At 59.3% G+C, this 25987-nt stretch carries 23 protein-coding genes; 12 read left to right on the forward strand and 11 right to left on the reverse strand.

What is annotated here, in order from left to right; all coding sequences use genetic code 11:
- Nucleotides 1–12: 12 nt before the first annotated feature.
- Entirely contained in the window at nucleotides 13–663 is a 651-nt protein-coding gene (locus tag HMPREF3135_RS00430; protein WP_016421665.1) for a LysE family translocator, read from the reverse strand.
- 121 nt (nucleotides 664–784) lie between these two features.
- On the opposite strand from HMPREF3135_RS00430, the gene HMPREF3135_RS00435 reads away from it, so the two are divergent.
- From HMPREF3135_RS00435 to HMPREF3135_RS00445, 3 genes are all read left to right on the forward strand, one after another.
- On the forward strand, nucleotides 785–2038 hold the full coding sequence (locus HMPREF3135_RS00435) for a septum formation family protein (RefSeq protein ID WP_246818284.1): 1254 nt from the start codon (nucleotides 785–787) through the stop codon (nucleotides 2036–2038).
- A 47-nt stretch (nucleotides 2039–2085) separates the two neighbouring features.
- Nucleotides 2086–2430 carry a metallopeptidase family protein gene (locus HMPREF3135_RS00440; RefSeq protein WP_038626990.1) on the forward strand — a complete coding sequence of 115 codons (345 nt, stop codon included), beginning with the start codon at nucleotides 2086–2088 and terminating at the stop codon, nucleotides 2428–2430.
- A 78-nt stretch (nucleotides 2431–2508) separates the two neighbouring features.
- Nucleotides 2509–3054, forward strand: a complete 546-nt coding sequence (locus HMPREF3135_RS00445) for a DUF1707 SHOCT-like domain-containing protein (protein WP_038627001.1) — start codon at nucleotides 2509–2511, stop codon at nucleotides 3052–3054.
- Nucleotides 3055–3088: 34 nt separating this feature from the next.
- Here the strand turns inward: HMPREF3135_RS00445 and HMPREF3135_RS00450 are convergent, their stop codons facing one another.
- A complete protein-coding gene (locus HMPREF3135_RS00450) occupies nucleotides 3089–3880 on the reverse strand; it encodes a histidine phosphatase family protein (RefSeq protein ID WP_070437302.1) in 792 nt (263 codons plus the stop codon).
- Nucleotides 3881–3883: 3 nt separating this feature from the next.
- On the reverse strand, nucleotides 3884–4819 hold the full coding sequence (gene pheA / locus HMPREF3135_RS00455) for a prephenate dehydratase (RefSeq protein ID WP_005510446.1): 936 nt from the start codon (nucleotides 4817–4819) through the stop codon (nucleotides 3884–3886).
- Nucleotides 4820–4852: 33 nt separating this feature from the next.
- Here pheA and HMPREF3135_RS00460 point away from each other — a divergent pair, with 33 nt between their 5' ends.
- A complete protein-coding gene (locus tag HMPREF3135_RS00460; RefSeq protein WP_070437304.1) occupies nucleotides 4853–6241 on the forward strand; it encodes an amidase in 1389 nt (462 codons plus the stop codon).
- Here the strand turns inward: HMPREF3135_RS00460 and HMPREF3135_RS00465 are convergent.
- Nucleotides 6238–7047 (reverse strand): fructosamine kinase family protein, encoded by an 810-nt coding sequence (locus HMPREF3135_RS00465; RefSeq protein WP_070437306.1) that lies wholly within the window; start codon nucleotides 7045–7047, stop codon nucleotides 6238–6240. The genes HMPREF3135_RS00460 and HMPREF3135_RS00465 overlap by 4 nt on opposite strands.
- Nucleotides 7048–7178: 131 nt before the next feature.
- On the opposite strand from HMPREF3135_RS00465, the gene HMPREF3135_RS00470 reads away from it, so the two are divergent.
- Nucleotides 7179–8582, forward strand: a complete 1404-nt coding sequence (locus HMPREF3135_RS00470; protein ID WP_246818285.1) for an LCP family protein — start codon at nucleotides 7179–7181, stop codon at nucleotides 8580–8582.
- 119 nt (nucleotides 8583–8701) lie between these two features.
- Here HMPREF3135_RS00470 and HMPREF3135_RS00475 read toward each other — a convergent pair whose 3' ends face one another.
- The 4 genes from HMPREF3135_RS00475 to HMPREF3135_RS00490 form a co-directional block, all read right to left on the reverse strand.
- Nucleotides 8702–9619 carry a DUF5926 family protein gene (locus HMPREF3135_RS00475; protein WP_070429924.1) on the reverse strand — a complete coding sequence of 306 codons (918 nt, stop codon included), beginning with the start codon at nucleotides 9617–9619 and terminating at the stop codon, nucleotides 8702–8704.
- Between the two features lie 48 nt (nucleotides 9620–9667).
- The gene (locus HMPREF3135_RS00480; RefSeq protein WP_070429925.1) at nucleotides 9668–10546 is read right to left on the reverse strand and encodes a hypothetical protein; all 879 of its coding nucleotides are present in this window, start codon (nucleotides 10544–10546) and stop codon (nucleotides 9668–9670) included.
- A 118-nt stretch (nucleotides 10547–10664) separates the two neighbouring features.
- Entirely contained in the window at nucleotides 10665–12626 is a 1962-nt protein-coding gene (locus HMPREF3135_RS00485; protein ID WP_049171694.1) for a pyruvate kinase, read from the reverse strand.
- 138 nt (nucleotides 12627–12764) lie between these two features.
- Nucleotides 12765–13712: an L-lactate dehydrogenase gene (locus HMPREF3135_RS00490; protein ID WP_016421677.1), complete on the reverse strand. Its 948-nt coding sequence runs from the start codon at nucleotides 13710–13712 to the stop codon at nucleotides 12765–12767.
- 81 nt (nucleotides 13713–13793) lie between these two features.
- On the opposite strand from HMPREF3135_RS00490, the gene HMPREF3135_RS00495 reads away from it, so the two are divergent.
- The 3 genes from HMPREF3135_RS00495 to HMPREF3135_RS00505 all read left to right on the forward strand — a co-directional run bounded on the left by HMPREF3135_RS00495 (nucleotide 13794) and on the right by HMPREF3135_RS00505 (nucleotide 17549).
- Entirely contained in the window at nucleotides 13794–15800 is a 2007-nt protein-coding gene (locus HMPREF3135_RS00495; RefSeq protein WP_240593264.1) for an alpha/beta-hydrolase family protein, read from the forward strand.
- 136 nt (nucleotides 15801–15936) lie between these two features.
- The gene (locus tag HMPREF3135_RS00500) at nucleotides 15937–16533 is read left to right on the forward strand and encodes a superoxide dismutase (RefSeq protein ID WP_070429926.1); all 597 of its coding nucleotides are present in this window, start codon (nucleotides 15937–15939) and stop codon (nucleotides 16531–16533) included.
- Between the two features lie 170 nt (nucleotides 16534–16703).
- Nucleotides 16704–17549, forward strand: coding sequence for a crotonase/enoyl-CoA hydratase family protein (locus HMPREF3135_RS00505; protein ID WP_070429927.1), 846 nt, complete (start codon nucleotides 16704–16706; stop codon nucleotides 17547–17549).
- Nucleotides 17550–17553: 4 nt separating this feature from the next.
- Here HMPREF3135_RS00505 and HMPREF3135_RS00510 read toward each other — a convergent pair whose 3' ends face one another.
- On the reverse strand, nucleotides 17554–19374 hold the full coding sequence (locus HMPREF3135_RS00510) for a ribonuclease H-like domain-containing protein (RefSeq protein ID WP_070429928.1): 1821 nt from the start codon (nucleotides 19372–19374) through the stop codon (nucleotides 17554–17556).
- 173 nt (nucleotides 19375–19547) lie between these two features.
- Between HMPREF3135_RS00510 and HMPREF3135_RS00515 the strand changes: the two genes are divergently transcribed.
- The 4 genes from HMPREF3135_RS00515 to yidC all read left to right on the forward strand — a co-directional run bounded on the left by HMPREF3135_RS00515 (nucleotide 19548) and on the right by yidC (nucleotide 24502).
- Complete coding sequence (locus HMPREF3135_RS00515) at nucleotides 19548–20327, forward strand: DUF6474 family protein (protein ID WP_016421682.1); 780 nt, start codon at nucleotides 19548–19550, stop codon at nucleotides 20325–20327.
- A gap of 160 nt (nucleotides 20328–20487) precedes the next feature.
- Nucleotides 20488–22245 carry an alkaline phosphatase D family protein gene (locus tag HMPREF3135_RS00520; RefSeq protein WP_241482462.1) on the forward strand — a complete coding sequence of 586 codons (1758 nt, stop codon included), beginning with the start codon at nucleotides 20488–20490 and terminating at the stop codon, nucleotides 22243–22245.
- A gap of 348 nt (nucleotides 22246–22593) precedes the next feature.
- Complete coding sequence (locus HMPREF3135_RS00525) at nucleotides 22594–22947, forward strand: histone-like nucleoid-structuring protein Lsr2 (protein WP_016421684.1); 354 nt, start codon at nucleotides 22594–22596, stop codon at nucleotides 22945–22947.
- Between the two features lie 196 nt (nucleotides 22948–23143).
- Nucleotides 23144–24502 carry a membrane protein insertase YidC gene (gene yidC / locus HMPREF3135_RS00530; protein ID WP_016421685.1) on the forward strand — a complete coding sequence of 453 codons (1359 nt, stop codon included), beginning with the start codon at nucleotides 23144–23146 and terminating at the stop codon, nucleotides 24500–24502.
- A 53-nt stretch (nucleotides 24503–24555) separates the two neighbouring features.
- Here yidC and HMPREF3135_RS00535 read toward each other — a convergent pair whose 3' ends face one another.
- A complete protein-coding gene (locus HMPREF3135_RS00535; RefSeq protein WP_016421686.1) occupies nucleotides 24556–25176 on the reverse strand; it encodes a TetR/AcrR family transcriptional regulator in 621 nt (206 codons plus the stop codon).
- Between the two features lie 387 nt (nucleotides 25177–25563).
- Nucleotides 25564–25857: a GlsB/YeaQ/YmgE family stress response membrane protein gene (locus tag HMPREF3135_RS00540; RefSeq protein ID WP_070437310.1), complete on the reverse strand. Its 294-nt coding sequence runs from the start codon at nucleotides 25855–25857 to the stop codon at nucleotides 25564–25566.
- Between the last annotated feature and the right edge of the window lie 130 nt (nucleotides 25858–25987).

The raw sequence follows: 25987 nt of genomic DNA on the forward strand, positions 1-25987 counted from the left end.
GCACAAGGCTTGCTAGAGTGCCGCTTCCGCTCCTGAGGCGACCAGCAGCGCGCCGAGGACGAGGAAGATCACGCCGGCGACAGTGTCAATCCACGGCCCTGCCAGCACCATTCGCTTGACGACGGCATCCGTCGACACCACGATTGCGATAAATAGGAAGAAAGCGATTTGGGAGACGATTAGCACCAACGTACAAAGCACAAGCGTCCCCACGGATGCGCCTGCGGGAATGAACTGTGAAAGCACTGCCGCGAGGAAGAGAACAATCTTCGGGTTCGACATGTTGGTGAAAAAACCCTGGCGGAACGTCGCCTTCGGTGACCGGAGCGCCTCACTTCCCAAGGCTGGTGCGGCACCGGCGCGCAGTTCGCGGAGGGTATTGATGCCTGCCTTGGCCATACTGATACCCATGTAAATGAGATAACAGCCACCGACGAGCTGGATTACGCCCATCAGCAAAGGATTGGCGGTGATGACAGCTGCGAACCCAAAAACTGTGAGGGTCATCCAGATAGTGGCGCCAGTACTGATACCCGCAACCGCTGCGATGGCGTGCTTTCGGGATTTGGTGGCAAGGCGCAGGATTAAGAAGACGTCAGGCCCTGGTGAGGCCATACCAATAATGTGGACGCCCAGCAGGCTGAGTAGTGCAGTCCAGGTCAAGACTCGTGTCCTCGGGTAGCGAACAAATACCGGACTATTGTAGTGCTTGAAGTTATTGAGCAAACTCGGACAGAGCGTTACCTTGTCCACAGGCTCATTGGCGGTGCACAATGGGGTCACTATGGCTGATGACAATATGAACCAGAATCGCGAGCACGCTGCCGCCACAGACACTGACTCCGGTGCAGGTACTGGCGCAGATGCCAGCGCTGGTGCATCCTCCGCAGCCAGCAACGATGCCAACGCTTCCCGTAACTCGCGTGGAAGCTGGGGAATGCGCGCTTTGTCGACGGCAATGCTGGTCGGCGCCGCGGGAATGGCATTCGCGCTGCAAGCGGGAGTCATCGAGCCACCGAGTGGGCCACTTGGGGGCAAGGGCTCGTCGGCAAGCGCGTCATCGTCGACAACGACGACCATCGTTGACAAGGAGACGACGGCGTTCACCAGCGCAACCGCGGGCAACTGTCTGGACTGGAATCTGGCAGAAGATTTGAATGTTTCTGACTTCCGCGTCGTGCCCTGTGAGCAGCCACACGCTTATGAGGTCGCCAAGAAACTGAACCTCGCCGACTACGAGGAACATCCGGGGCAATACGCAAAAACTGCCAACTACCCGACAGCGGACAATTTGGTGGCTCTGCAAAATGGCGTGTGTCGCAACACCGTGACTGAATACCTGGGCGGCCAGTACGATCCGGACGGTCGATTTATCACGGCGCCAATCATTCCTTCGCCTAGCCAGTGGGAAAAGGGTGATCGAACCTTCCTGTGCGGTATCCAGGTCGTCGATGAAGACGGCAACACGGCGCACATGTCCGGTCCTGCGGCCGGGCAGGACCAGTCCCGCGTGTTCGAGGGCGGCCGCTGCGTGACGTTGGACGAAAGCGGCGCCATCCGCCAGGTGCCTTGCGTGGAAGATCACCTGATGGAGTCGACGGGAATTGTCAATCTCCGCGACCATTTCGGTGACAACGTCCCCACTGACCAGGAGCAGAATGATGTGCTCGCGGAACAGTGTGTGACTCTCGCGCAGAATTACCTCGGCGGTGACGACCCGCTGTATAACTCAACGCTGTTGCCATTTTGGACGTCCCTGTCGCAGGAGTCGCTCAATGCTGGCTCGCGCAGTGTGAATTGCTGGTTGATTAAGGACAATGGCCAGGGCGGATTCTCCACTCTCAACGGCCACGCTAACGAGTCCTTCACTATCGACGGCCAGCCGCCCGTGGCTCCACCACCGCGCAATCCGCTGCGGGAGGAGCAGGGTGACGCTGGCGCTGGCGCTGGCACAGGTGACGTCGGTGAGGTCGGCGCCGACAGTACTGGTGCTGAAGCAGGCGCTGTGGATAACGCAGTCGCTCCCGCAGGACAGTAGAACAATCGGCCAGTAAAACAAGAGGACATTGCGAGGCAGCACCATAAATGGTTGACGTTAGCCCGGAGCGGTTCGATGCACTTGTCGATGAGGCCATCGACCGCATCCCCACGCAGTTTCTCGACCAGCTCGATCAGGTCATCATCCAGGTCCACCCGTATAACCTCGACGAACCCACACTGCTGGGCCTCTACGAGGGCATACCTCTGACCGAGCGTTCTAACAACCACTGGGGTCCGCCTGACCAAATCAGCCTGTATCGCGACATGCTCTGCCGCATCAGCCGCACCGAAGAGGAGCTGGTGGAGCAGATTCGGGTCACTCTCCTGCATGAAATCGGGCATTATTTCGGCCTCGAAGAGGAGGATTTGGACCGACTCGGCTACGGATAAGTTTGTCCCGCCGTGCACGGTCTCGTTCCTCTCGCGATACTGTCCCCTCCCCTCTTCTTCCCTGTAGCCTTAATAACCATGAGCGACAACTCGAGCGAGAAGCCAGAAATCAGGGTCGGCGACAGGGAGCGCAACGCTGCCATGGAGCGTCTCGGCAATCATTTCGCTGATGGCTACTTGGATGTCGATGAGTTCTCCAAACGCGCCGAAAGTGCTGCTTCCGCTAAAACTCGGGCGGAACTGCAAACTCTCTTCGCGGACCTGCCCGCTGAGGTCTCCCCCGAGAGTTCACAGGGCACCCCGGCTAATCCGCAGCATCAAAGTGTCGATCAAGAGCTGCAAAACCTGATGAAAAAGGGCCGCCAGCTCAACATTGTTGATTCTGCTGCAGGCGTTATCGTATGTGTCACTATCGTTCTGATGTTTTTCACCAATATCGATAACGCGTGGCTCGGCTTCATCGTCGCTGCGGCCGTTGCCCTTATCGGGCGCGCCGCCTTGAACATCAATGATGACGAAGAAGAGCTCCTCAACGAAATCAACGAAGAGGAATCCAAGCGTCGCACGGAACGCCTACGCCTGGCAGCTCAGAAGCGCCGCGAGATTCAGGAGGGCCAGCAGTAACGGTCAGCAGTAACGGTCGCCGTTTCGCTCTCTTCTAGGGCAACTCGCTGTCGCCCCAGCGACGCACATCCCACGTGCCCGGCTCAATGCCGGCACGCTTGCCGACGTCCACAGCGCTCGGAACCAGCTCAATTCGCTCGGTATTGGCAATGCGGTGTCGCAGTGCGTATTCCGGATCCACCCCGGTCAGATACTGCCCAATCAGACGAATAGCCGCGCCGTGGCTGACAATGACGACATCCTTGCTGCCGCCCTCCCCGGACTCCCTGGATTCACCACCTGTCGCCCCTGCCTGCACCAGCAGCTGCTGTAGCGTCGGCAGGTAGCGATTCAGCACGTCAGCACCGGATTCACCGCCGGGAAGGCGGTACTCCAGCTCCCCATTGAGCCACTGGTAGAAGGCACGCATGTACTCCATGTGCGCATCGCGGTCATTGCGCCCCTCGAGGTCGCCGGCCTGAATCTCGTGGAGACCACCCTCATGGCGGATGCGAACGGAAGTCTCTCCCAGGTGGTGCAGATTCGCGACCGCGCCTGCACCAGTTTGGCGTGCACGCAGGGCATGGGATGTGACGATGTCACCGATTCTGTGGACGTCGGGAAGCAAAAGACGTCCCAGACTGCGCGCCTGCCTCACACCGAGGTCGGTGAGCGGTGCGCCCGGCAATGCGGTATCCAGGCGGCGGTTGATGTTGCCGGTGGTCTGCCCGTGGCGGATGAAAATGATGCGCTGGGAATCAACCGGCATGACAGATTCAGGGCGGTCTGGGCGGTCATCGAGGAAAGGCAGCTGTCCAACTGGATTTTCGGGCGCGGCGGGTGTCATGTTTTACCTTCGTCCTTCCTTGAGCGCGTCGACCCATTCAATTGACTGGGAGATATCCGGCGGCGGGGTCATAATGCTGCGGCGACCGCCCTCAGCGACCGGCCAAGATCCCAGATACCGCAGGTCTTCGGCGTATTCGTGCAGTGCCGCGAGAGCCGCCGCAACCTGTGCATCATCAACGTGGCCGTTGCAGTCAATGTAGAAGCGGTAGAGGCCGAAGAGCTCGCGTGTCGGCCGCGACTCGATGCGGGTGAGGTTGACCTGTCGCACTGCGAACTCATTCATGGCGCGCATCAGTGTGCCGGGCTGGTTCGGCAGCGTGAACGAGACCGAGGTCCGGTCGGCACCGGTGCGCGGCGTCGGCACACCAGGACGCCCCACCAGTAGGAAACGGGTTCGGGCACCGCGCACGTCAGCGACCTCAGTGGCCAGCGCCTCAAGTCCGAGCAGCTCACCCGCGCGGGCCGGGGCAGCGCAAGCGTCGTGGGTACCCTCGGCGACCTGGTGAGCCGCCGCCGCATTGGAGCTGGCCTGATGAACTTCCACGCCCGGAAGGTTGGCATCCACCCACTGTTTGACCTGCGGATACGCCACAGGATGTGTCGTAAAAGTACGCACCTGTTCCGCCGTCGTACCGGGACGGACCAGGATAGAGAAGACCACCCCGACCTCGGTTTCACGGAAAACCTGCAGCTCCGGCCCAGCAGCGAGGGCATCAAAAGTTGGTGTGACGGGACCGTCCACGCTGCTTTCGATAGCCACGCAGGCAAAGTCCGCTTCCCCTCGGCGCACGGCTCCAAGCGCGGCCGCGGGACTATCCACCGGCACCGCATTGACCGCGGATTCCCCTGCCGGATCAATCTCGCCAGCACGCGCCATGTCCCACAGCGCCTGCTCTGTGAATGTGCCCGCAGGACCCAAATAAGTAACCGTCGTCATAAGCTCAGATTAGAGGGCTTCTACACTTATTGCATGACCTTTTCTTCCGAGATGCCCGCCCGCGCCCTCACTGAAGCCGTGCGCAGTGGCGCAATCTCGGTATCGGAGATCGTTTCGGAATTCGCCACGCTTGCCGACGACGCCGCAGCCAATCCCGCCCGTTTCGGTATTGCCACGTCCTTGGCCGAGCACGCTGTCGACCGTGCACGCAGCCTCACTGCCCAATCAGAGGCCGCCCGGCGCGCTAGCCACGGCCTCCCGCGTGACCTCCTGGGACTGCCAGTGGCGATTAAGGACCTATTCACCATCGCCGGTGTCAAATGCACGATGGGCTCCGCCAACTTGGCTTTCACCGCCACCGAAACCTCGGAACCCGTGGCGAAACTTCTGGCTCGCGGCGCCATCCTCACGTCGACTACACACACCTCCGAGGTTGGGATGACGGCCTACACCGAGCCGATTGGCTACCCGGCTCCGGAAAACCCCTATTTCGCCGCGCCCAATCAGCTGTCCAATCAGCCGGATACCGCGCCACGCACTCCCGGTGGTTCCTCGGGCGGCAGCGCAGTAGCTGTGGCAACTGGTGTCGTTCCCGCAGCTCTGGGCTCTGACGGTGGCGGTTCCATCCGCGTGCCTGCCGCCTGCTGTGGCCTCGTTGGGTTGAAACCAGCACACGATATTGCGGGTGGAAATCTCTCCACGCCCGCTTTTCTCACTCGCACAGTCGATGACGCAGCGCTACTGGCCGGAGTGCCCTTTTCCGCAACCTCGCATGTTTTCCGACGGTCCCAGCGCCCCCTTCGCATCGGTGTCACTGTCAGCCCGTTTCATGCTGAGGTGGACGTCGATAAGCGCTGGGCAAACGGTGCGTGGGCGGCGGCTGACCGTCTTGCCGACGCCGGGTATGAGGTGGTGGAAGTGCCCAACCCCTATGACCCGGCAGGTCCGGACGTGTTCGAGATCTTTCGACGGACCATCACGCGAATGGCCACGAAATTACCGCGCGCGGACTACTCCGAGATCGTGCAGTGGATTCGCGCCTGTGGCCAGGAGATTTCCGCAGCGGAGGCGGCGGCGACACATCAGCAGCGGATGGCTCTGCCCGGCGCGATTCGATCGCGTTGGGAAGTCGACGCGGTGATTACGCCAACGCTGGCGTTTGATCCGCCACGTATTGGGCATTTCTCTGCGTTGGCGCCGTGGGAGGACTTTGACGAGCAAACCCGGTGGACTCCGTGGTTATCGCTGTGGAATCTGACTGGGTGGGCAAGCGTGTCCGTGCCAATTGCTGTGCCGGGCACAAGCGGCAGCACACCCAACGCGGAGCTCCCCGCCACCAGCGTCAACATCGGTGCGGTGCACTGCGGTGAGGCAGAGCTACTGGAGATCGCTAGCGTGCTGGAGGCTGCTAACGCCAGCTAACGCACGTACTTCGCTGCCATTGCCGCTGCCTGTCCGACGTATCCGCCACCAAATAGCACCGCGTGCATGAGCACCGCGTAGAGCTGGTGGAGTTCGCAGCTCTCGGCGAAATCCGGCAGGGGATGTACAGATTCGTAGCCACGCAAGATCTCGTCGAAGTGCGTTGCCCCGAATAGCGCCAGCAGTGCCAGATCTTCCTCGCGGGCTCCGCCGTGTGCCGCGGGGTCAATCAAGATCGCGCCGTCTGCATCCCACATGAGGTTTCCCCACCACAGGTCACCGTGGACACGCGCGGCGTCTGGCTCGTTGTCGAAATCTCCAGCCAAGAGCCGATCAATGAGCTGGTCAAAGATATCTAGCTGACGGTTATTGTAGGAGTTTTCCAACTTTCCAAGCGTGGGCAGCAGACGTCCTTTCGCCCAGTATTCACCGAAGCTCTCCCGTGGGGTCAGGTCCATCTGTAGTGGCTGATCCAGCGGACCGAAGTAGCCGTGCCCCTCCCACTCATCGGGGCCGGCACCCCAGCCAGCGGCGCCCAGATTGTGGGTAATAGCCAACGATTTTCCAAACTCGTACGCTGCCTGTGGATTCGGCGCCATCGACTCAATTCGACGCAATTTCAGCGCATGCCCGCTCACGCCCAGCACATCCACGACGCGCGCACCGCCGTCAGGTTCGCCCTCGCGCAGCCAGTCCAGCCCCGCCGCCTCACAGGCGAAGAACCCTCGAGGGACACCATGTCGGCTCTTGACATAAACATCCGACTCATTGACTGCACGTTCGTAGTTCTGGTTCATGGCGGACATATTTTCAGCATATTCTTCTTCGGTCCCAAACCCTTTCAGCATGTCGCATACAGGGTAACGCCAGCGCTACCAATACTTGTATTGCTGTCTCGGTTCTCTTAGTGCACTGTCGTTGCCTATTCTTAATTGGTATGGAAGGCAACTTCGACGACTCGCGCATTGCCCGCGACCGATACGGCAGGCCGCTCAAAGATCGCTATGGTCGCCCCATCTACCGCCGTGTGGACGAGGCGTCGCCGAAGCATGCTCGCTCCCGTGCGGCCGATTCGCGTGGCGCTTCACGACGCCCCATCCCTCCCCGCCCGGACCGCCCTTCTCGGGCAGGGGCAGCCCGCCCAGCGCCTATGCCTCCACGCAGGTCTAGGCCGCAACCAGAACGTCGGCAGGCGCCACTGAACGAAACGCGCATTGAGTCCCGTCCACCGATGAACCGGACCGGTAGCGGACGCGCTGGCAGCGATCCGCGGTTTCCTCCACCCGGCTATAACCCGGATGCGGATTTCCAATCTTCCTCGCAGGGTTCGTCGCAGGACTACTACAGTGCCCCACAAGCAGCGAGTTCTGGCCGTGGTGGACGCCGCAGCAGTCGTGGCGGAGCCGGTGCCCGGTCGAGCTTCCGCATGCCACGCATGCGGCTGCCACGCTTGCGCTTTAAACCCATCATCCTGGTTGTCGTCATCTTCCTTGTCGCCACGATGGCACTTGTTGACATCCGCCTGACCAGGGTCGACGCGCTCTCAGGTCTGGCAAATCGCCCTGCCAATACGATGTCCTCCAACTGGTTGCTCGTCGGTTCGGACTCTCGTACGGGCTTGTCAGAGGAAGATGCCGCCAAGCTATCGACGGGCAGTGGTGATTTCGGCCAGCGCACAGACACCATCATGATTGCCCACATTCCGGTGTTCGGTAAGCCGAAGTTGGTCAGTATCCCGCGTGACTCCTTCGTGGATATCCCGGGCAATGACAAAAACAAGATCAATGCGGCATTCGCATTTGGTGGCCCCCAGTTGCTCATCGACACCGTAGAGAAAAACACTGGAATTCACATCGACCACTACGCCGAAATTGGCTTTGGCGGTTTCGCCGGTGTCGTCGACGCTGTCGGTGGCATCGAAATGTGCCCTGAAGAAGCCATCGACGACCCGCTGGCAGGCCTGAATATTCAGGCCGGTTGCCAGAAATTCGATGGCGCGAGTGCCCTGGGTTACGTGCGCACGCGTGCTACCGCCCAGGGAGACTTGGACCGCGTAGAGCGGCAGCGTGAATTCATGAGTGCGCTGATGGGACGGCTGAAGTCACCTGCGGTATGGCTCAACCCCTACCGCTGGATTCGCCTGGCCAATGCTGGCACTAAGGCCGTGCTCGTCGGCGATGGTGACCACGTCTGGCATCTGACCTGGCTGATGTTGCGCATGCTCTTCGGTTCCGATTCTCTTACCGTGCCCACCTCAGGCGCCATGGATACCGGTTATGCGGGCAATGTGCTGCTCTGGGACGAAATCGAAGCGCCAACACTTTTTGCGGAGCTGAGATAGCCAAGAGAGTAGCTAAAACTGCTTCAGATAACTTAGAGGCAACTAACGCGTGTGGCTCAGTTTTTCGCTGAGCCACACGCGTTAGTTCTTAAACCAGTTCCGCCAGGCTGTCTAGGTACCTAGTTCCGAATGGTCACCTGACGGGACACGATGGTCTCACGGGACTTACGCTCCTCGGCGGTCAGCGGCTCTTCGCTGGCCAGCGCCTCAGCGATACGCTTGTCGGCCTCTTCCACGGCAGCAATCCAGTGGTCGTGCGGCTTGGTGTTATCCAGGTCCCAGACCGGCACCAGCACGCCATCGGTACGGAAGACACCGGCGAACTTCGTGCCCTCTCCCAGCGAGAGGTTGTCCGCAGCGTGCACGCGTGCCAAGGCATCCAGCAGCGGCTTCTCATCTTCACGACGCACCCAGCGGATGTGGGCGCGCTCGCCCGGATCAATCCACCACACAGCACCAGCGACCTTCGCATCCAGGCGGTATGACGGGAGAATCGCGTCGTTAGCCACGGCCAGGTTCTGCTCGATCATCGGGGTGCGTTCAATGCCCTTGGGAATCCACCACTCGAAGTCCTGGTGGACCTCCATGTTGTCGAGATCCACGGCGGTCAGGACGTCGGTAAGCGGTGCAGCTTCGCCGTCAGTAGCGGCGGAGAGCTGCTGACCCGGCTCTGCATCGCAAGCCCATGCCAGCGCACGGGAGAGATCCGCAGCGCCGTCATTGGTGCGAGCCTGCGTCTGCAGCGCGACGAAAGCCTCATTGCCCTGGTCAGCGGCACGCGTCAGTGCGGCTACGCCACCCGGCAGCACGGTGCAGAGCTTGATGTCACGCTCAGCGTCAGCGACCGTGACCGGAATGACCACAGCCGGAGCGAACTCGCGGACAGCCACGATGTCAGCCTCTTCGTCGAAGTCCTTGAACGGACGCGGATTGCCCAGCAACGCTGCACGCTCAGCAGCGCGGGCTGCCAGCTTCGCCTGACGGCGGCTCATGCCCTCCGGGGCCTGATTATTCTTCTTACGAGATTTCTTTCCCACAAGGCCACAGAATACCTATTCGCAGTCCGTAATTCGCGACTGCCTGGGCTACTTATAAAAATCGTCGACGAATTCGCTCGCCGTTCCTTCGAAAAGCTGCTTGTCGACGGCCATTGCGCCCGCCTCCCCCTGTTCATCGGTAGCTTCGCTGGGGATGAAGCCCTTGGACCAAAAACCGGGCTGGGTGCGCTCGCGACCTGCCCCAACGGGAATGTTGCGATGCACTTCCTCGGGAGCCAACACGTAGCGGAGTAGCCGAGCCGTAAGGGCAGTTGTCACACAAGCTAAAACAGTGATGATTCCGGCCTGGAAGTACGTCCTGGACACGTCGGCAGCGATAAACCAACCCGTTGCAAGTGGCCACAAAACGCAGGCCAGATACCAGATAAAGCGACCTGGCCCCATTACGGCAGTGACTCCTGTTTCAGCCAACGCGACCACGGGTCCCGTGATGTTGCGCACTGGCCACATGTGCATCGTGCGCACATCCGTTGCCGTGCGCGACAGCAGTGGGCGGGCATACGTTGCGCGGTCACGCAGCACCTGGAGGGTCTTGTAGACCGAAAAACCCAGCCCAATGAGGGAAACCATTCCGCAGAGACCGAAAGCCCATGCTCCCAGTTCGCCGAGGAGGGAAACCACCAGATCCTGACCTGGACTCAGAATGCTCATCCAGATGAATACGGTAAATGCGGCGAATACTCCAGCGCCGCTCATTGCCCATCGAAAGACGCTGTCCGCACGCTTGCGAACAATCTCATCGGCCTTCCAGCGCGGCGTCACACCTGTGATGGCCGAATCCGAGACAGTCGGCTGCCAGCTCTGCTGCGGTGGCAGCACCACCTGAGGTGGGGACTGCTGTGGCTGCTGTTTTGGAGACTGCGGCGGCACAGCCCACCCCGCGTTTTCTGCCTGTTCATTAGACATTTTCCGCAGGGCTCCTCTCTTACGCGCGGCCGGCTTCTTCCGCAGTCTTTTCTCCCACGGTGTTTTTAGGTGCGCTCCCCCTAACCTACCCAAACTAGCCCGGCCCCTAACCCAGCCACTAGTCCGACCAGCTGCGAATCTTCCGCAGCATGATGCGGCTCTTACGCTGCGAACGTCCCATCTTCCGGGCCAGGTTGTTCAAAATCGCGATGGCCTCGGTAATGTGCGGCCCCTTGTTCAGCATCACGCACTCGGCACGCAGGGCGAAGGCCGCATCGGTAATCTCCGCGCGGGACGGCAGGCCGGCCTTGGCCATGTTCTCCAGCACCTGAGTACCCAGAATGGTCGGCACACCGGCTGCCTGCGCCAGCGTCAGAATCTGGCCTGGGACCTCACCCATACGGTCGAAGCCCAGCTCCACAGCCAGGTCACCACGAGCAATCATCAGACCGGACTTGGCGCGCTTCATGCTGGCGATGATGATTCCCGGCAGATTCTGGAATGCCGGAATAGTCTCAATCTTCAGCACAACACCCAGGTTCCGAGCCTTCGACGCCAGGTCCTCGCGGCCCGCAGCCTCATGTTCCGCCGCAATCTCATCGAGCACCTTGTAAACGTACTCAGCATCCCCCTGCGTGCGAATAAAGCTCACCGCAGCAATATCCGCATGCTCCACCACAAAGCGCAGGTGCTCAATGTCTTCGTCGGTAAGCGAATTGAGTGGCAGGTCGGTGTTCGGCAGATTGATGCCCTTATGCGCCGCCAGCGGCTGACCATTCGGCTTCGTACGCAGGACACGCAGCCGGGCATCGACGTGACTATCTTCGCTTGACGACGTCTCGGAGACCTCAACCACCTCAGCGCCGAGCGCACCGTCGTCGAAAAGCACCGGATTGCCCGGCTTCAGAGCCGCCACGGCAGACGGCAGCGAACAGGAGACGCGTGGAATTTCATCGTCAGTGCGTGGAATGGTGGTGATTTCCTCGCGGCTGGTGAGAATAAACTCATCACCGGTGTGGAAGCGCAGCTTTTGCACGGTCGGTGGCACGCCACCAGCGCGCGTGACCTCGTAGTTGCTGCGCAGGTGTGTTCCCTCGGCAATCCAGGCGTTCTTTTCGCCCTCGGCGAGGACAGCCTCGACCTCGCCCTCGGAGTCGGTGTCGATGCGCACAACAGTGAAGTGACGCTTCGCCGAGCGGGAGTCATGCAGCGTAATGACATCGTCAAGCTGCAGCTGTTCCAACCACCCCTGATCTGCTTCCAACGGCAGTGCGGGACGCCCCGGCAAATCGCTCGGAGCTGGCTTGGGGTGCTCATCCAGTCGCGGAGTCAGCCAAATCTTGGACTTGGAGATGACCGTGCCAGCGTCGTCACGCACAACACGGGCGCGCCCCACACGCGGCCCCGGTTCGATATCGCCCGTGCGCAGCTTCGGACCAGCCAGATCCATGGACACGAAGATGCGGCGACCGGCCTTCTCAGCTGCAGCATTGACGTTGTCAATCATGCGGCTCCACTGCTCAGGTCCGTCGTGGGCGCAGTTGATGCGAGCGAGATCCATGCCAGCGGCAGCGAAGCTCTCCACCAACTCTGCATCGTCGGCGGCCTCGGCGGGCAGGGTCACCATAATGTGCGAAGTGACATCCGCGCGCTCCTGACCGAACAGCTCGGTGGCGTTGTTATCCAGGGCAATATCCGCGCGCTCATCGTCGGCAATAATGCGGGCGACATCGATGTCTGAGGTGCGCCCCGCCAGCGCCAACAGCGCGTTGAGAGCGAGCTCAAGGCGCCCCCGGGTGAAAGTCTCCACCGTGGTCAGACTGGTCACGCCGAGGTCGTGCAAGCTGTTTTGCAGCTCACGGATGTCAATTGTGCGCAGGTGTGCGTAGTGCAGCAGGTTTTCCGCGTGCCGACGGCGCTCTTCCGGCACCTCTGCGAGCAGTGCAGAAGCCTCCACCGAGACGTCGTCCAACTCTGTGATCAGATCAGTGACCTTGCTGATGAGGTCATCCAGACGCGGTACGGCCGCGCCGCTTTCAGTGTTGTCAGTTGCTGTGTCTTGAGGGCTCTGCGCTGCCATAGAGAAGGCACTCCTGTGTTGAAGACGAAGCGTTGGCCAGAGTCGGCCACGCGGGCCAATAGAAGGTGGGCATTCTCATTCTCAAATGAGACGGCCGAAAGCGCATGTCGAGAAGACATCTACTCTCGCTACCAGCAGTTACTTCCAGAATGGATCCTGCACATCTCGGAGCGTCTGAATGGACTTGTCCAGCTGCTTCTTTTCGTATTCGTCCAGCTCAAGCTCGATAACGCGGCGAATTCCTCGACGGTTCACAATGGCTGGTGTTCCGATGAACACGTCCTCATGACCGTATTCACCTTGCAAGTATGCGGAGACCGGCAGAGCTACCTCTTGGTTCTGGAAAATGGCGCGCGTAATGCGGGCCAGCCCCATACCGATTCCGTAGGAAGTGGAGCCCTTGGCATCGATAATCTCGTAGGCGGCATCACGGGTTCGGATGAAGATGTCCTCCAGCTCGTCGTGAAGCGCGGGGTCGGCGGCGAGGCGCTTGGACAGACTGACGCCTGCAACGTTGGCGCTGGACAACACCGGCAGCTCGGAGTCGCCGTGTTCACCAATGATGTATGCGTGCACGCTCATCGGGGAAACATCGTAGTATTCACCCAGCATGTAACGGAAACGTGCGGTGTCCAGGATGGTGCCGGAGCCGAAGACACGGTTGTGTGGCAGCCCGGAGTACTTCCACGCGGCGTATGTGAGTACGTCGACGGGGTTGGAGGCGATCAGTAGGAGCCCATCAAAACCGCTGGCCATGACGGAATCGACGATGGACTTCATAATTTTCATGTTCTTGTCCACCAGCTGTAGGCGAGTCTCGCCGGGCTTTTGTGCTGCGCCTGCACAGATGACTACCAGCGCGGCATCGTCACAGTCGGCGTACGTGCCCTGAGTGACTTTGGTGCGCGACGACGCCCACACGACGCCATGGTTTAAGTCCATGACGTTGCCCATCGTCTTCTTTTCGTCGATGTCAATGATTGCCAAATGGTCGACAGTGCCTTGGTTGACCAGTGAGTACGCATATGCCACGCCGACGTCGCCAGCGCCGATCAGCACGACCTTATTTCCTGTGGATAGCTTCATAGCCCTCGGATCCTTCTCAACCGATTCGGAAAACGTTGCGACACCCCACAGGCTACGCTTTGTGCGGAAAACTGGCGCGAGATGAATAAACCCCGTGGAAAAAATTTTGCCATGATGGGAGTTATGGGATTCCTGCGTCGCGCATTTACTTCGATTGCGCCCTCGATTGCGTCTACGGGCAACACACCTGTAGCTCAGCCAATCGAAACCACCAGGACAGTGCGAGCTGCACGAGCAGCGCGAACGGGAATTACAGGAGTCGCTGGCACAGCTGGCATGGCCAAAGCGCTGGGCGCAGTCGGCACCGGCAGTCTGATGGCGACCAAAGTCTTTCGCGAACGCCTCCTAGGTACCGGCCCTGGCACTATCCGCAGCGCACTGCGAGCGGGCATTCCCTCCAACCCCGGTCTAATTGGTGCAGAAATTGCGTCATGGGCTGCCTTTAGCCCCTCGCTGATGCCGCGTACTCGGATCGCCACCGTTACTGTGACCTTCCTGGCACAGCTGGCGGGCCATGTCACCGGAGTGGCTATCGGCTATGGCTACAACACGACGATGCGGCGTCTGGCCAGCACTCCGCTCAGCCGCTTTGCGCCGGCACCTCGACACGAGCGCGCACTGGCCGTGACCTGGCATGTTGCCACCACGGCCACCACCGCGGCGCTGTGGCTGCGCTCCATTTCCCAGCAGCGCGAAATTGGCCGCCTGGTGGGCAAGGATGAGCAGGAATCCGCACGCAGCCAGTTCGCCTCCACAATGATTGCCAGTGGTCTCTACCTGACCACTCGGGGGCTCTCCGCGCTGGCCAATCGCGGCTATGACTTACTGCGGGACAACCTCCGCCCCTGGCTGCCGCGCGGTCTCGCCCCGGTTCTCAGCGGTGCCATCGTCGGTGGTGCCGTGGCCGCCAGCATTGATCGACTGCTTATCCGTCGGACTTTGGAGTCCATCGCCAAGAAGTCCCGATACCTGAATACCCTGGTAGTTCCAGGCCGCATGCAGCCCTGGGAGCCGGAACGTTCCGGGAGTCCATGGTCTTTGGAGCCGTGGTACGCACTCGGCGCCGAGGGGCGCGTCTTCGTCGCCGAAGGCCCCCGTGCCCGAGATTTGGCGGTGGTCACTGGCAAGCCGCTCTCCGAACTGCAGGAACCCATCCGCATTTATGCGGGCAAGGTGCCAGGTCGTTCTCTGCGGGAACAGGCGGAGCTCATCATCCGCGAGATGCACCGCACCGGCGCGTTTCGGCGCGATCATCTGGTTGTCTTCACCACCACCGGCACCGGTTGGGTGCCACCGTGGTCGGCGCAGGCTGCAGAGTTCTTGACCCTTGGCAACTGCGCCACTGTCGCTCTGCAGTACTCTGACCTCCCCTCCCCAGTGGCATGGCTAACGGACCACGAAACCCCAATCGCGGCTGGCCACACCCTTATCCATCGGGTGTTGCAGGAAGTCGACAAGATGCCGGAGAACGACCGGCCAAAGGTCTACGTCGCCGGTGAATCCCTCGGCGGGTTTGGCGGTCTCGGCGCATTCGAGAATTCCGCTGACATGCTCGCACGCGTCGACGGTGCTGTCTGGACGGGCGCACCACAGTTCTCCGCGATGTGGAAAGAGCTGACGCACCGTCGGACAAAGGGGTCTCCGGAAATCGCTCCAGTCATCGACGAGGGGCGAAACATCCGCTTCGCTACGCGCCCCGACGAGCTGTACCACTCCTTCTATGGCACCAAGTTCGGGCCGTGGGAATTCCCGCGCGTCGCATTCCTGCAGCATGCCTCTGACCCCATCGTTTGGTGGGATTACCCACTGGCCTGGCGCCGCCCCGACTGGCTTGCAGAGCGCGTCGGCCGCGATGTTCTCCCCTCCATGCGCTGGCATCCGTTCGTCACCTTCTGGCAGGTGCTTATCGACGGCCTCGCCTCCGTCACCGTCCCCGGTGGTCACGGCCACCGGTACGAGGAAGAAATGTTGCCAACGTGGGCTTCCATCCTCGACATTCCGCTTGACGACGACCTGGGTGGCGCAGCCGGAATGCGCTTCAAGCGCGTGAGTAAGTGGATTCGCCGCACTCAGCCGCCGCGTTCATAAACTTGTGACAGATATCCCTGAACAGCATTTTTTATGAATTTCGCATTAATTGTATTGCTTAAATGGTTGCGCATCCACTCATCTTGAGTACCATCGACGGCACAACCTAAAAACGTGTTGAGGAGGAATTTTCCTAATGACTAAGTACGAACTTCCTGAGCTGGATTACGCTTACGACGCTCTGGAGCCGCACATCTCCGGCGAGATTATGGAGCTGCACCACAGCAAGCACCACGCTAATTACGTCAACGGCGCCAACGCTGCTCTGGAGAAGCTCGCTGCTGCTCGCGAGTCCGGCGACTTCGCAGCTGTTACCGGCCTGTCTAAGGACCTGGCCTTTAACCTGGGTGGCTACACCAACCACTCCCTGTTCTGGAAGCTGCTGTCCCCGAACGGTGGCGGCCAGCCGACCGGTGAGCTGGCTGAGGCTATCGAGCGCGACTTCGGCTCTTTCGAGAAGTTCCAGGCTCACTTCAACGCTGCTGCTCTGGGCCTGCAGGGCTCCGGCTGGGCTGTTCTGGGTTACGACACCATTGCAGAGCGCCTGGTTATTGAGCAGATGACGGATCAGCAGGGCAACCTGTCCATCAACCTGAAGCCGGTTCTACTGCTGGATATGTGGGAGCACGCTTTCTACCTGCAGTACAAGAACGTCAAGGCTGACTACGTCAAGGCTGTCTGGAACGTCTTCAACTGGGATTACGCTGCAGAGCTGTTCGCAGCTGCCAAGTAATTTCAGCTAACAGCGCGCGGCTTTTTACGCGTCCCTGCCGCGCGCTAAAGATGGCTTACCGGCTCGCTGACGGGGCTTACCCTCAGCGGGTCGGTTTTTTGTGTCTTGTTTGAGACCACTTTTGGTATTTCCCGGGCGGCACACGTAGCCGTCGTTTAGCGTTAGTGCCCATGAACACCAGCAACAATGTCAACGTCGCCTATGAATACCTCGCCGTAGCTGATTCAGAGGCGGCGAAAATCGCTGTCGTCAGTTTGGATCGCGGAGACAAACTCAACGGTCTAACACTTGAGATGCTGACCGAGCTGTCCGCCGTCGCCCGGAAACTGGCAGCTGACCGTGATCTGCGTGGCGTAATCCTACGTGGCGAGGGCAAATCGTTTTGCGCTGGACTCGATTTCGCCTCGGCATTTAAGAAGCCCTCACGCATCCTGCGCTCATTCGTCCCCGATATCCACGGCACAAACCTGTTCCAGCGCGCCTGCTGGGACTGGCGAGGCCTGCCGGTGCCGGTCATTGCGGCGGTGCATGGGCACTGCTACGGCGGTGGTCTACAGATTGCACTAGGTGCTGATTTCCGCATTACTACGAGCGATGCCAAGTGGTCAATCCTCGAAGCGAAGTGGGGACTGATTCCGGATATGTCCGGTATGCGAACCATCCTCGATGAGGTCAGCGCCGATACTGCACGTTGGCTGACCATGTCTGGCGAAGAACTCAACGGCAAGGAAGCAACTGAGATCGGTCTGGCGACGTGGGCCGTGGACACGGAGGACGCTGCACTCAAGCTGTCCAAGGAGAAGTTGGCACAGCTGGCGACACGCTCGCCGGATCAGCTGGCGGCGACGAAGCGGCTTTTCCGCGATGTGCACCGCTCTCCTCGCTCAACATTCCGTGCCGAGCGCACACAGCAGCTGCTGCTGTTAGCCCGCAAGAACACGGCCATTATTCGCAATGCTGCGATGAAGAAGGTCTCACCTAAGTTCGCCCGGCGCGGCACGTGGGCGCGTGGTTAGCGCGCTAAGGAACCGGCAGGTCATCCCCATGCGGCAGGTCCGCGGCCGCGCGCTGTGAATCCAGCCAGTCGCGGACGTGGGCTACCGATCGGCAGTCATCGCCGTTGTAGCGCAGCAGCATGGCGCGAGCCTCGGCTTGCGTGAGCTTTTCAAAGGACTGTTCCGAGACAAAGTCAAGGTCAGTGACCGTCGCAATGCGATACAGATCCAGCGATGCCTCGCCGTCAACATCGGCGTCGCGCCAGTGGAAGCCCGACCACGGGGCCACGACTTTAAGCCCCATGCCGACGGTGGAGAGGATCTGGCGACGGGCGACCTTCAGCATGTCCACCCAGTCCTCCGAGGCAATGAACTTGTCCACTTCTTCGCGGGTCGGCACCCGCACAATCTTTGTCGGGCCAGCTGCCTCGGAACTGGAACCAGCCGCATCGCCTGTAGCCAGCTCCGCCGAATCTGCGGGCACCACAAATTCCTGGCCGCCGAACCGGGTGGCGCTCTGACGCAGCCAATAGTTCTCACCCTCTGCCGCCCAGCAATAGGCGCGGAAGGTCTTGCCTTGTTCATGCGCCGCATTTCGACGACGCATCAGGTAATCCCAGAAAATCGCAAAGTTCCTGGCCTCTGCCGTGCCACCGAGCCCTTCTGGCCCCGGTGGCTCCCAGGTGATAAACCCGCGGTAGTCCTCCCCAGGCACCCACGTTCCCCACAGGTAGGCGCCATCGTTGGGGTACGCCTCCATATCGATATCCATCTCAATATCGCCACGCGGGGCCGATGTCTTAGCGGCTACCCGGAGCGCGTCGACGTCGGCAAGCCGCGCCCTCGCCATCCACACCTGCTCCTTGCTGACGTGCGGAGTGTTGGTACTGGCCTGCGCCAGTGCCGTGACTGTGTCGATGCCCACACTGCGCAACCGCATGGACTTATCGCCAGGTAGGAGGAGGGAAATATCGTCACTTGCGGTCAGCTCATCCAAGCAAAGGTCGTGGTGACGGCAGGTTCGGCACTCCCGGATGCGCCGTGGCGCCAGCGGCCAGGTGCCTGGCGTAAACCGTGACGGTCGCCCCTGAGTGGCAGCGACGGCATCACGCGCATCCCGCAACGCCATCCGGTACGAGGCCACGCGCGAACCTTCATCGGCAATGACAATATGCCGTGTATCCAGGTTCATCCCGGTGGCACTAATCGCCCCCACCAGGCCACAAGACACGCCCAGGCGGTGCAGTATCGCCGCTGCCTGCCCAAGCTTCACAGCATCGGGTCCGTAATGCCGTAGCTTCCACTCGTCCGCGACAACCATCGCCTGACGCAGGGTCCGTCCCATCACGCCATCACGCCCGAGCCGGTCAACGCCCAGCAGTCGCACCTGCATCGCCGCCGCACGCGCCACATTGCTTGACGACGGCTTACGCCGCCGGCCCGGTTTGCGCGCAGAGAGCAGGTGCCGTGTGACAACCAGGACCGGCATATACGTCGGGGAGGTCGTCTGTGGTGAATCATCGACCTTGACCAGCAGATCGGGGTGGCAAATCTCGTCGATTCCCGAGTACACCCCACCGGGAATCGGACGCTCATGCATGAGCACGCCACCGGTGATGACGCTTTCTCCGCGGGCGATGGCCTCAAGGGTATCCAGGTGAGCGTCCGGTCCCGAGGCCACTGTGTACAGGCCGGGGATGGACGCGATGGACGTCGGCAAGCGGTGCTCATGGTGAGAAGCAGGTTCGACTAGCCGCCCCTCGCGGAGGTCGAGGCTCAGCCGGTAGCGGCAGCCGATGAGGTCGCTCGCGTGGAGAAGCGGGCGCGAAACGGATGAATCAGTCACAATGAGAATTAGCGTATCGCCACTCGGTAGGAAGTTTCACGTTAAGCTTGGATAGCAAGAATCGTGATGCAGCCACTGCATCTGGCAAGCGCACTCCGGCGCGGTGGGGTTTACGGGTTTTCCGCCCCACTTTTCCGGAGGGACTATCTGCGAGCAACTAGGCGAAGGAAAAAATGAGCTTCTTGGGTGACATCCGTGAGCGTCGGCGCGAAACCGCCAAGCAGGTGAAGGCTGCCAAGGCGAAGGCTAAGGAAGAGGCTCGCCACGCAGCTCGACTTAATCGCAAGGCACATAAGGCTGAAGTCAAGGCCGCTAAGCGCGACCAGAAGCACCAACACAAGCTGGAGCTGAAGGAGGCCGCTGGCCGCGTTCGTTCTGAGGAAAAGCTCGGTAAGAAGGAACTCAAGCTGGAAAACCGTGCTCTGAAGCGCGCGGAGAAGATCCGCAAGGCGAGTGCCAAGGACGAGAAGAAGGCGCTGGCCGCCAAGCAGCGCCACCAGACCAAGATGGCCGAGAAGATCCTGCAACAGCAGCGCAGCCAGGGCTTCAACAAGGACAAGGCAAAGTCGTGGATCGGTGGCGCACGCCTGCTGGTACCGGTGCTGGTTCCGCTGGCCTACCGCGCCATCACTGCCATTCAGCGCCGTGAACACTCTTCGGCCGCGCAGAAGTTCGGTGTTTCCGCTAATGATGCCGCTCGTTACCAGGGGCACGGTGCGCCGCTGCTGGCCCGCATTGAGGCCACTCGTGGTTCACTGACAGAGCTGCGTAAGTCGGGTGTCAAGGGTACCGATGGTTTTATCAAGGACGCCAACTCGCGTCTGGATGTCATGACTGACGCCATTAACACTGCCGAGAAGATGACCCCGGAGCAGCGTCGTCGCGCACACCACTCCATTACCGCAGAGCTGGATTCTCTGGATCGCCAGATCATTTCGGAGCTGGGCGCGTAAACCTGGCCGCTTCGGGTTAAGGCCACTCGCCGAGATTCGTCGAACTAAGCGCGACTGTTGTTGAGCAGCAATAGTCGCGCTTTCGCTCTTAGTACCCCCGTATCGGGCTATTTTCTCCCTCCGATGGCGCTACGGACTGAGAACTACTGTAATGAGGGCTATGCCATCTTCAGATAAATCTCAGACTGCAGCCTCGGATCTGAACGGCGCAGTCTCGAACAGCGACGCAACAGCCCAAAAGCCATTCACCCCTACTCGTCGTGCCGTACTGCGTGCCGGCGCTACCGGTGCTGCTGCTGGCGCCATCGGCCTGGCGACCGCTACTAGTGCGGGGGCCAATCCTGAGTCGCAGTCCTCAGCTAATGCTGGCGGTTCTGGTGGTTTTCAGGTCTTCCAACACGGTGTGGCCTCTGGCGATCCACTGCCGGACTCCGTTCTTATCTGGACTCGTGTGACATCGCACCCTGGCGACACCGCAGGTGCAAACCAGGGCCGCCCTGTTGCACTGAAGTGGGAAGTCGCTTCTGATGAGGGCTTCGGCAACATCGTTGCCTCTGGTGCCCTGAACACCGACCCGGATGCTGACAACACCGTCAAGATCGATGTCAAGGGTCTCTCCGCTAATTCCTACTACTTCTACCGCTTTACCGTCACCGCTGGTAATCACGCGGGCCAGGTTTCCCCGATTGGCCAGACTCGCACTGCGCCGCCGGTGAACTCCTCGCCAGATCACCTGGGCATCGCGCTGACCTCCTGCGCTAACTGGGAAAGTGGCTTCTTCTCCGCTTACCGCGATATGGCGGAAAATGACCGCATCGACATCATTATGTGTGTCGGTGACTACATCTACGAGTACGAGGCCGGTGGCTACTCCGGCAAGGGCCCGGTTCGTGACCACAAGCCGGCTCACGAGATTATTTCTCTCGCTGACTACCGCCTGCGCTACGCCACCTACCGCACCGATGCGGACCTGCAGGAAGCTCACCGCGCAAAGCCGTGGATTGTGACCTGGGATGACCACGAGGTCGCCAACGATGATTGGCACAGTGGCGCTGAGAACCACGACCCGGAGACCGAAGGCGACTACGTTGCCCGCCGCGACGCCGCTATCCAGGCTTACCTGGAGTGGCTGCCGGTTCGCGCTGTCCCCTTCTCCCAGGGCGGCAAGCTCTACCGCAGCTTCCGTTTCGGCGATCTCGCCGACCTGACCATGCTGGACCTGCGCACCTACCGTGACCAGCAGCTGAAGTTCATCCGCGCTGGCGAAACCGATGATGAGAGTCGCTCCATGCTCGGCTCTGAGCAGTTCAATTACCTGCTCGGCCAGTGGCGTTCCTCGAGCGCAAAGTGGCGTGTCGTGGGCAACTCCGTCATGTTCACTCCAGTGCTGGTTCCGCCGCTGGATCCGGAGGCCACTCACGCTGTCACTGAGCTGCTGAGCTTGCCTCAGGACGGCCTGCCGTACAACTTGGATCAGTGGGATGGCTACGCTGCTGAGCGTCGTAAGCTGATCGACATCATGGGTAAGGAGGGCTACGACAACGTTGTCTTCCTCACCGGCGATATTCACTCCTCCTGGAACTGCAACGTACCGAAGGTCCCGGGCCAGTACCCGAGTGCCGGTATTGCCGCCATTGAGATTGTCTGTACTTCCGTCAGCGCCCCGAACATCGATGACATTGTGAAGCTGCCTCAGGACAACCCGATTTCCTTGGCTGCTACCGCTGGACTCAAGGCTGCGAACCCGTACGTCAACTACCTCGAGTTCGACCGCCACGGCTACACCGCTGTCTACTTCGGCCGCGAGGACGTTACCTCTGAGTACCGCCTCGTCGAGGTCAAGGAGGAACCGAACCAGCCACTTTTCGTCGCCGCTACCTACCGAGGCAAGCCTGGTGAGGGCATGACCCAGGCTTAAGCGCCTTCTCATCCTTTCGCTTTCCGACGACCACTGAGAGCGCACCCCGCATTGCGCTCTCAGTAGCGTAGTTGCTGTTCACGACGGCCCTGCACAACATGCAGGGCCGTCTTTTTATTACCCCAAGTTCTTGTGCACAATTAATCGAATTATTAACAAACCATGTATTCGATATAAGTTGCACAATCTAACTCAATTATCGCCAATAGACATTAAATTTCTTTGCACTTATACTGTGGGGGAAAGAAAACAGGGCTTGATATTAATTTGAAATTTCACCGTATGGAAGTTTCACCGTAAGCCTTCTTCATTATTACAAGTTCAGCACCAAGCTTAGGCAGGGATTCTATGGCACGCCGCGAACTAATTCAGTACATCGACGACCTTGATGGGACTCCGCTTGATTCCGCAGATCACCAAGTCGTTCGTTTCTCTTTCCGCGGTAAGAACTACATTCTCGACCTCTCTCAGGAAAATGCTGAGAAGTTCGAGCAGGTATTAGAACCGTATATTGCGAACGCTTCTATTGATCACAGCACGGTTGTAGCTCCGCGTAAGCGCTCTTCCGCTAATCCCAATGCCGCTGAGGCCCGTGATCGCAATCGCAAGATTCGCCAGTGGGCACGAGAGAATGGCATGGATGTTGCAGACCGCGGTGCGCTGCCAAAGCACATTATTGAAAAGTACGAGAGCGCTAACTAGTTCTCACCCAGGTTCGTTTGCCTTCCACTGGATGTCATCCAGCTTCACTATCTTAAAGACAGGGTCCCGCCACAGCGGGGCCCTGTTTTAAAGTTGGGGCAGGTGATTCGAGTCGCTAGGATAGCGGCTGGAATTGGCACACCGGCCTAATCCGGTTGTCTTACTTTTCTTATCCTTGACATGGAGGAGTCGGCCCGTGGTTATTTTGGAACCATTTGTTTGGCTGGTCTCGTTTGTCCTTAAGGCGTGGCACCTTTTACTGGCCTCAGTGTTTCACCTGCCATCTTCTCTGTCCTGGACGCTTTCTCTCTTCCTGCTGGTGTTTACGGTGCGTGGCGCTCTGGCGTTTCTCGCGTTCCAGCAATTTATCTCGGCGCGCAAGACGGCCAACCTACGGCCGCAGCTTTTTATACTCAAGGAGCGCTACCGCAGGAGCATCGAGCCGAACTCGCCACAATACGTAAACTTTGCCAGCAAGGAAATGCGCAAAGCCGAAGGTATTAAGACCTCCGTAATGCTGGCGCCCCTCTTCGTCCAGATTCCCGTGATTATGGGCCTTGTTCGCATGCTGAGGCACATGCTGCGGGCGTCTGAGGGGCCTGGACTGCCTGCGTCTCATAATGTCGGATTCATCTCTAAGGATGAGATTTCCGACTTTCTGAGCGCGACATTCTTGGGGCAGCCTCTACCCGCGTATCTGCGCATGGACCCGGAGCAACTACAAATCCTTGGGGGCAATCATGATTCGCTGTTAGCTTTCTGCATTATCGGCATCGTGGCAGCGGCCATTTTCACCGGTTTTAACTTGGTCATTTCCTACCGCCGGTTGCAGCGCACTCTCGACTATTCCAATAGCGTCAGTGTATTCCTCAGCAAATTCATGCGCGTAATGCTTATCTACGCACCGCTGATGATCCTCTTCGCGGGGTTCTTTGGCCCAACACCTGTGGCTCTAATTGTCTACTGGGTCACCAATAACTTCTGGACACTGACCCAAAATATTATTCTCACCCGCTATGTAGAAAAGACCTACCCACTCACGGACGATTTCCGAACTCTGCAAAACCACCAAAAGGGTGAATACGAATCGGAGCGGGAAGAAAAGAAGAAGTTAAAGCAGGCCAAGCGTCGCTTTTATATCAAATCCGCATTCGCTCCGTGGAAAATAAAGCAGTATAAGAGCGAATATGCCGCTATTGAGAAGGAATCGCGGGACCGTCGTAAAGCAAAGCAGGACGAAGAATATGCCCAGGCTTTGAAAATTGCGAAGGTTCGCTACATGGTGACCCAGATGAGGCCTGGCGCTCAGGACAATTTGCCGTCCCTGACGCAGGATATGAAGATTTCCTCGGGTATAGTTCCGCCGCTTCCCGGCCTGGCTAAAGTGCGGGCAGACATGAAACGACAAGCCGAGAAAGCACAAAAGGCGCAGAAGCGGCCGAAACCAATTCTGATTGCAAAGAACCTGGGAATGCTGCTCGGCCAGAATACGAAGAATATGGTTAAGAAAGCCACCGGCTCAAAGGAGTCGGACTGGAAACGCTTCCGGGATTAGCCCGTGAGCAAAAGGCGAGAACTAGGGCGCGTTAAAAAAAGGGAATTAGGTATTTACGTGACCAAGTCACGGGCCAGGTCGCGCGCCATCTGCAGCGGGTTCAGATCCTTGGACATCTTGGCACCCGCGAGGCCGCCGTCGAGGTAGAGCAACAGCATATTTGCGTGAGCAGACGGCATACTAGATTCATTTTCAGTCAGCAGCGTGTGTAGCTGTTGCCAAACCCAGGAGCGGTGATCGGCTGCGGCCTGGCGGATGTCCTGCTCCGACTCCGTTTCCGGCCGTGGATATTCACTAGCCGCATTCTGGAAGTGTGAACCACGGAAGTCGATTGCCGGCTGCTCCGCAATACACTGATCGAAGAAAGCGAGAATCTTCTCCGCCGGGGTATCCAACGAGGCCACTCGCTGCTCCCAAGCCTCCCGCCATTTGGCATCGAGGTCTTGCAGATACGCGATGACCAGCTTGTCCTTGGATCCAAACAACGAGTACAGGCTGGCTTTGGCGACATCAGCTTCCCGCAGGATGCGGTCAATGCCGACAACGCGGATGCCTTCCGTTGTAAACAGAGCTGTCGCTGATGTCAGGAGGCGCTCCCGCGGACTGGGGCGGTTACGACGGCGAGAGGAAGCGCGGCCGCCTTTTGCGCCCTTGCCCGTTGTCGCTTCTGCCACGGCAGTACCTCTCGTCCTTCCAAAGTCACACCCCGTTATAACAGCTGCTTACTCGCAAATATCGGCGTTCGCGTCATTGCTTTCGCAACACTGAGCAGGGCGTTTATAGTTTGTGATATTCCATTGTAGGCGCATCTGCGACTGTGATTTTGTAAAAGAACAAACTAGTCAGTCTTTCAGCCTCTAGTCCTACTTTAGCGTGCGATGATTACTGCCCCCAACAGATGTCGCGACAACCGCAGAACGCCAACTTCACGACAACCGCACAAGAAAAAGGGCATCTCAATGTTGATGAGATGCCCCGCGCTCTAGCTCACCATCCAGTAGATAGCAGCGTTACGACGCTTTGTGCTGAGCTGTGCTGTTTTTCTTGGTTGTTTTCTTGGTTTACTTACGCTTCTGAACCAGGCCGACAATCCACAGCAAAATCACGGCGCCGAGCAGACACGTAAGGAAGCTGAAGATCATTCCACCACCGGCGACATCAATGCCGAACAGGGTGAGCAGCCAACCGCCGAGGAAGCCACCGACAATACCGACGACGATATTCAGGACGACGCCCATCGAAGCATCGGTGCCCATAATCTTGGAACCAATCCAACCGGCAAGGCCACCGATGATAATCCAGCCGAAGAAGCCCAGAGAGGGGCTAAAGGAGGCAGCAAGAAGAATCTCGTTCATGATAGATATTCCTTTCCGAAATCGTTCTGACTCAACTATAAGGCTTTCCAAAATATCTTGCACCTACTGCAAGCACTATCAGGTCATTTCGGCCACTGGGAAACTAGCGAGATAACAGTCGGATAACCAC

It is taken from the genome of Corynebacterium sp. HMSC14H10 (assembly GCF_001807105.1).
GTDB classification, from domain to species: Bacteria; Actinomycetota; Actinomycetes; order Mycobacteriales; family Mycobacteriaceae; genus Corynebacterium; species Corynebacterium jeikeium_D.

Bases quoted from the DNA above. Each gene is read 5' to 3' on its own strand.
- HMPREF3135_RS00505 (WP_070429927.1), top strand. From the start codon at position 16,704: ATGAACACCAGCAACAATGTCAACGTCGCCTATGAATACCTCGCCGTA.
- HMPREF3135_RS00460 (WP_070437304.1), top strand. From the start codon at position 4,853: ATGACCTTTTCTTCCGAGATGCCCGCCCGCGCCCTCACTGAAGCCGTG.
- HMPREF3135_RS00495 (WP_240593264.1), top strand. From the start codon at position 13,794: ATGAATAAACCCCGTGGAAAAAATTTTGCCATGATGGGAGTTATGGGA.
- HMPREF3135_RS00480 (WP_070429925.1), bottom strand. From the start codon at position 10,546: ATGTCTAATGAACAGGCAGAAAACGCGGGGTGGGCTGTGCCGCCGCAG.
- HMPREF3135_RS00440 (WP_038626990.1), top strand. From the start codon at position 2,086: ATGGTTGACGTTAGCCCGGAGCGGTTCGATGCACTTGTCGATGAGGCC.
- HMPREF3135_RS00435 (WP_246818284.1), top strand. From the start codon at position 785: ATGGCTGATGACAATATGAACCAGAATCGCGAGCACGCTGCCGCCACA.
- HMPREF3135_RS00485 (WP_049171694.1), bottom strand. From the start codon at position 12,626: ATGGCAGCGCAGAGCCCTCAAGACACAGCAACTGACAACACTGAAAGC.
- HMPREF3135_RS00500 (WP_070429926.1), top strand. From the start codon at position 15,937: ATGACTAAGTACGAACTTCCTGAGCTGGATTACGCTTACGACGCTCTG.
- HMPREF3135_RS00540 (WP_070437310.1), bottom strand. From the start codon at position 25,857: ATGAACGAGATTCTTCTTGCTGCCTCCTTTAGCCCCTCTCTGGGCTTC.
- HMPREF3135_RS00465 (WP_070437306.1), bottom strand. From the start codon at position 7,047: ATGTCCGCCATGAACCAGAACTACGAACGTGCAGTCAATGAGTCGGAT.
- HMPREF3135_RS00470 (WP_246818285.1), top strand. From the start codon at position 7,179: ATGGAAGGCAACTTCGACGACTCGCGCATTGCCCGCGACCGATACGGC.
- pheA (WP_005510446.1), bottom strand. From the start codon at position 4,819: ATGACGACGGTTACTTATTTGGGTCCTGCGGGCACATTCACAGAGCAG.
- HMPREF3135_RS00450 (WP_070437302.1), bottom strand. From the start codon at position 3,880: ATGACACCCGCCGCGCCCGAAAATCCAGTTGGACAGCTGCCTTTCCTC.
- HMPREF3135_RS00445 (WP_038627001.1), top strand. From the start codon at position 2,509: ATGAGCGACAACTCGAGCGAGAAGCCAGAAATCAGGGTCGGCGACAGG.
- HMPREF3135_RS00520 (WP_241482462.1), top strand. From the start codon at position 20,488: ATGCCATCTTCAGATAAATCTCAGACTGCAGCCTCGGATCTGAACGGC.
- HMPREF3135_RS00525 (WP_016421684.1), top strand. From the start codon at position 22,594: ATGGCACGCCGCGAACTAATTCAGTACATCGACGACCTTGATGGGACT.
- HMPREF3135_RS00515 (WP_016421682.1), top strand. From the start codon at position 19,548: ATGAGCTTCTTGGGTGACATCCGTGAGCGTCGGCGCGAAACCGCCAAG.
- HMPREF3135_RS00490 (WP_016421677.1), bottom strand. From the start codon at position 13,712: ATGAAGCTATCCACAGGAAATAAGGTCGTGCTGATCGGCGCTGGCGAC.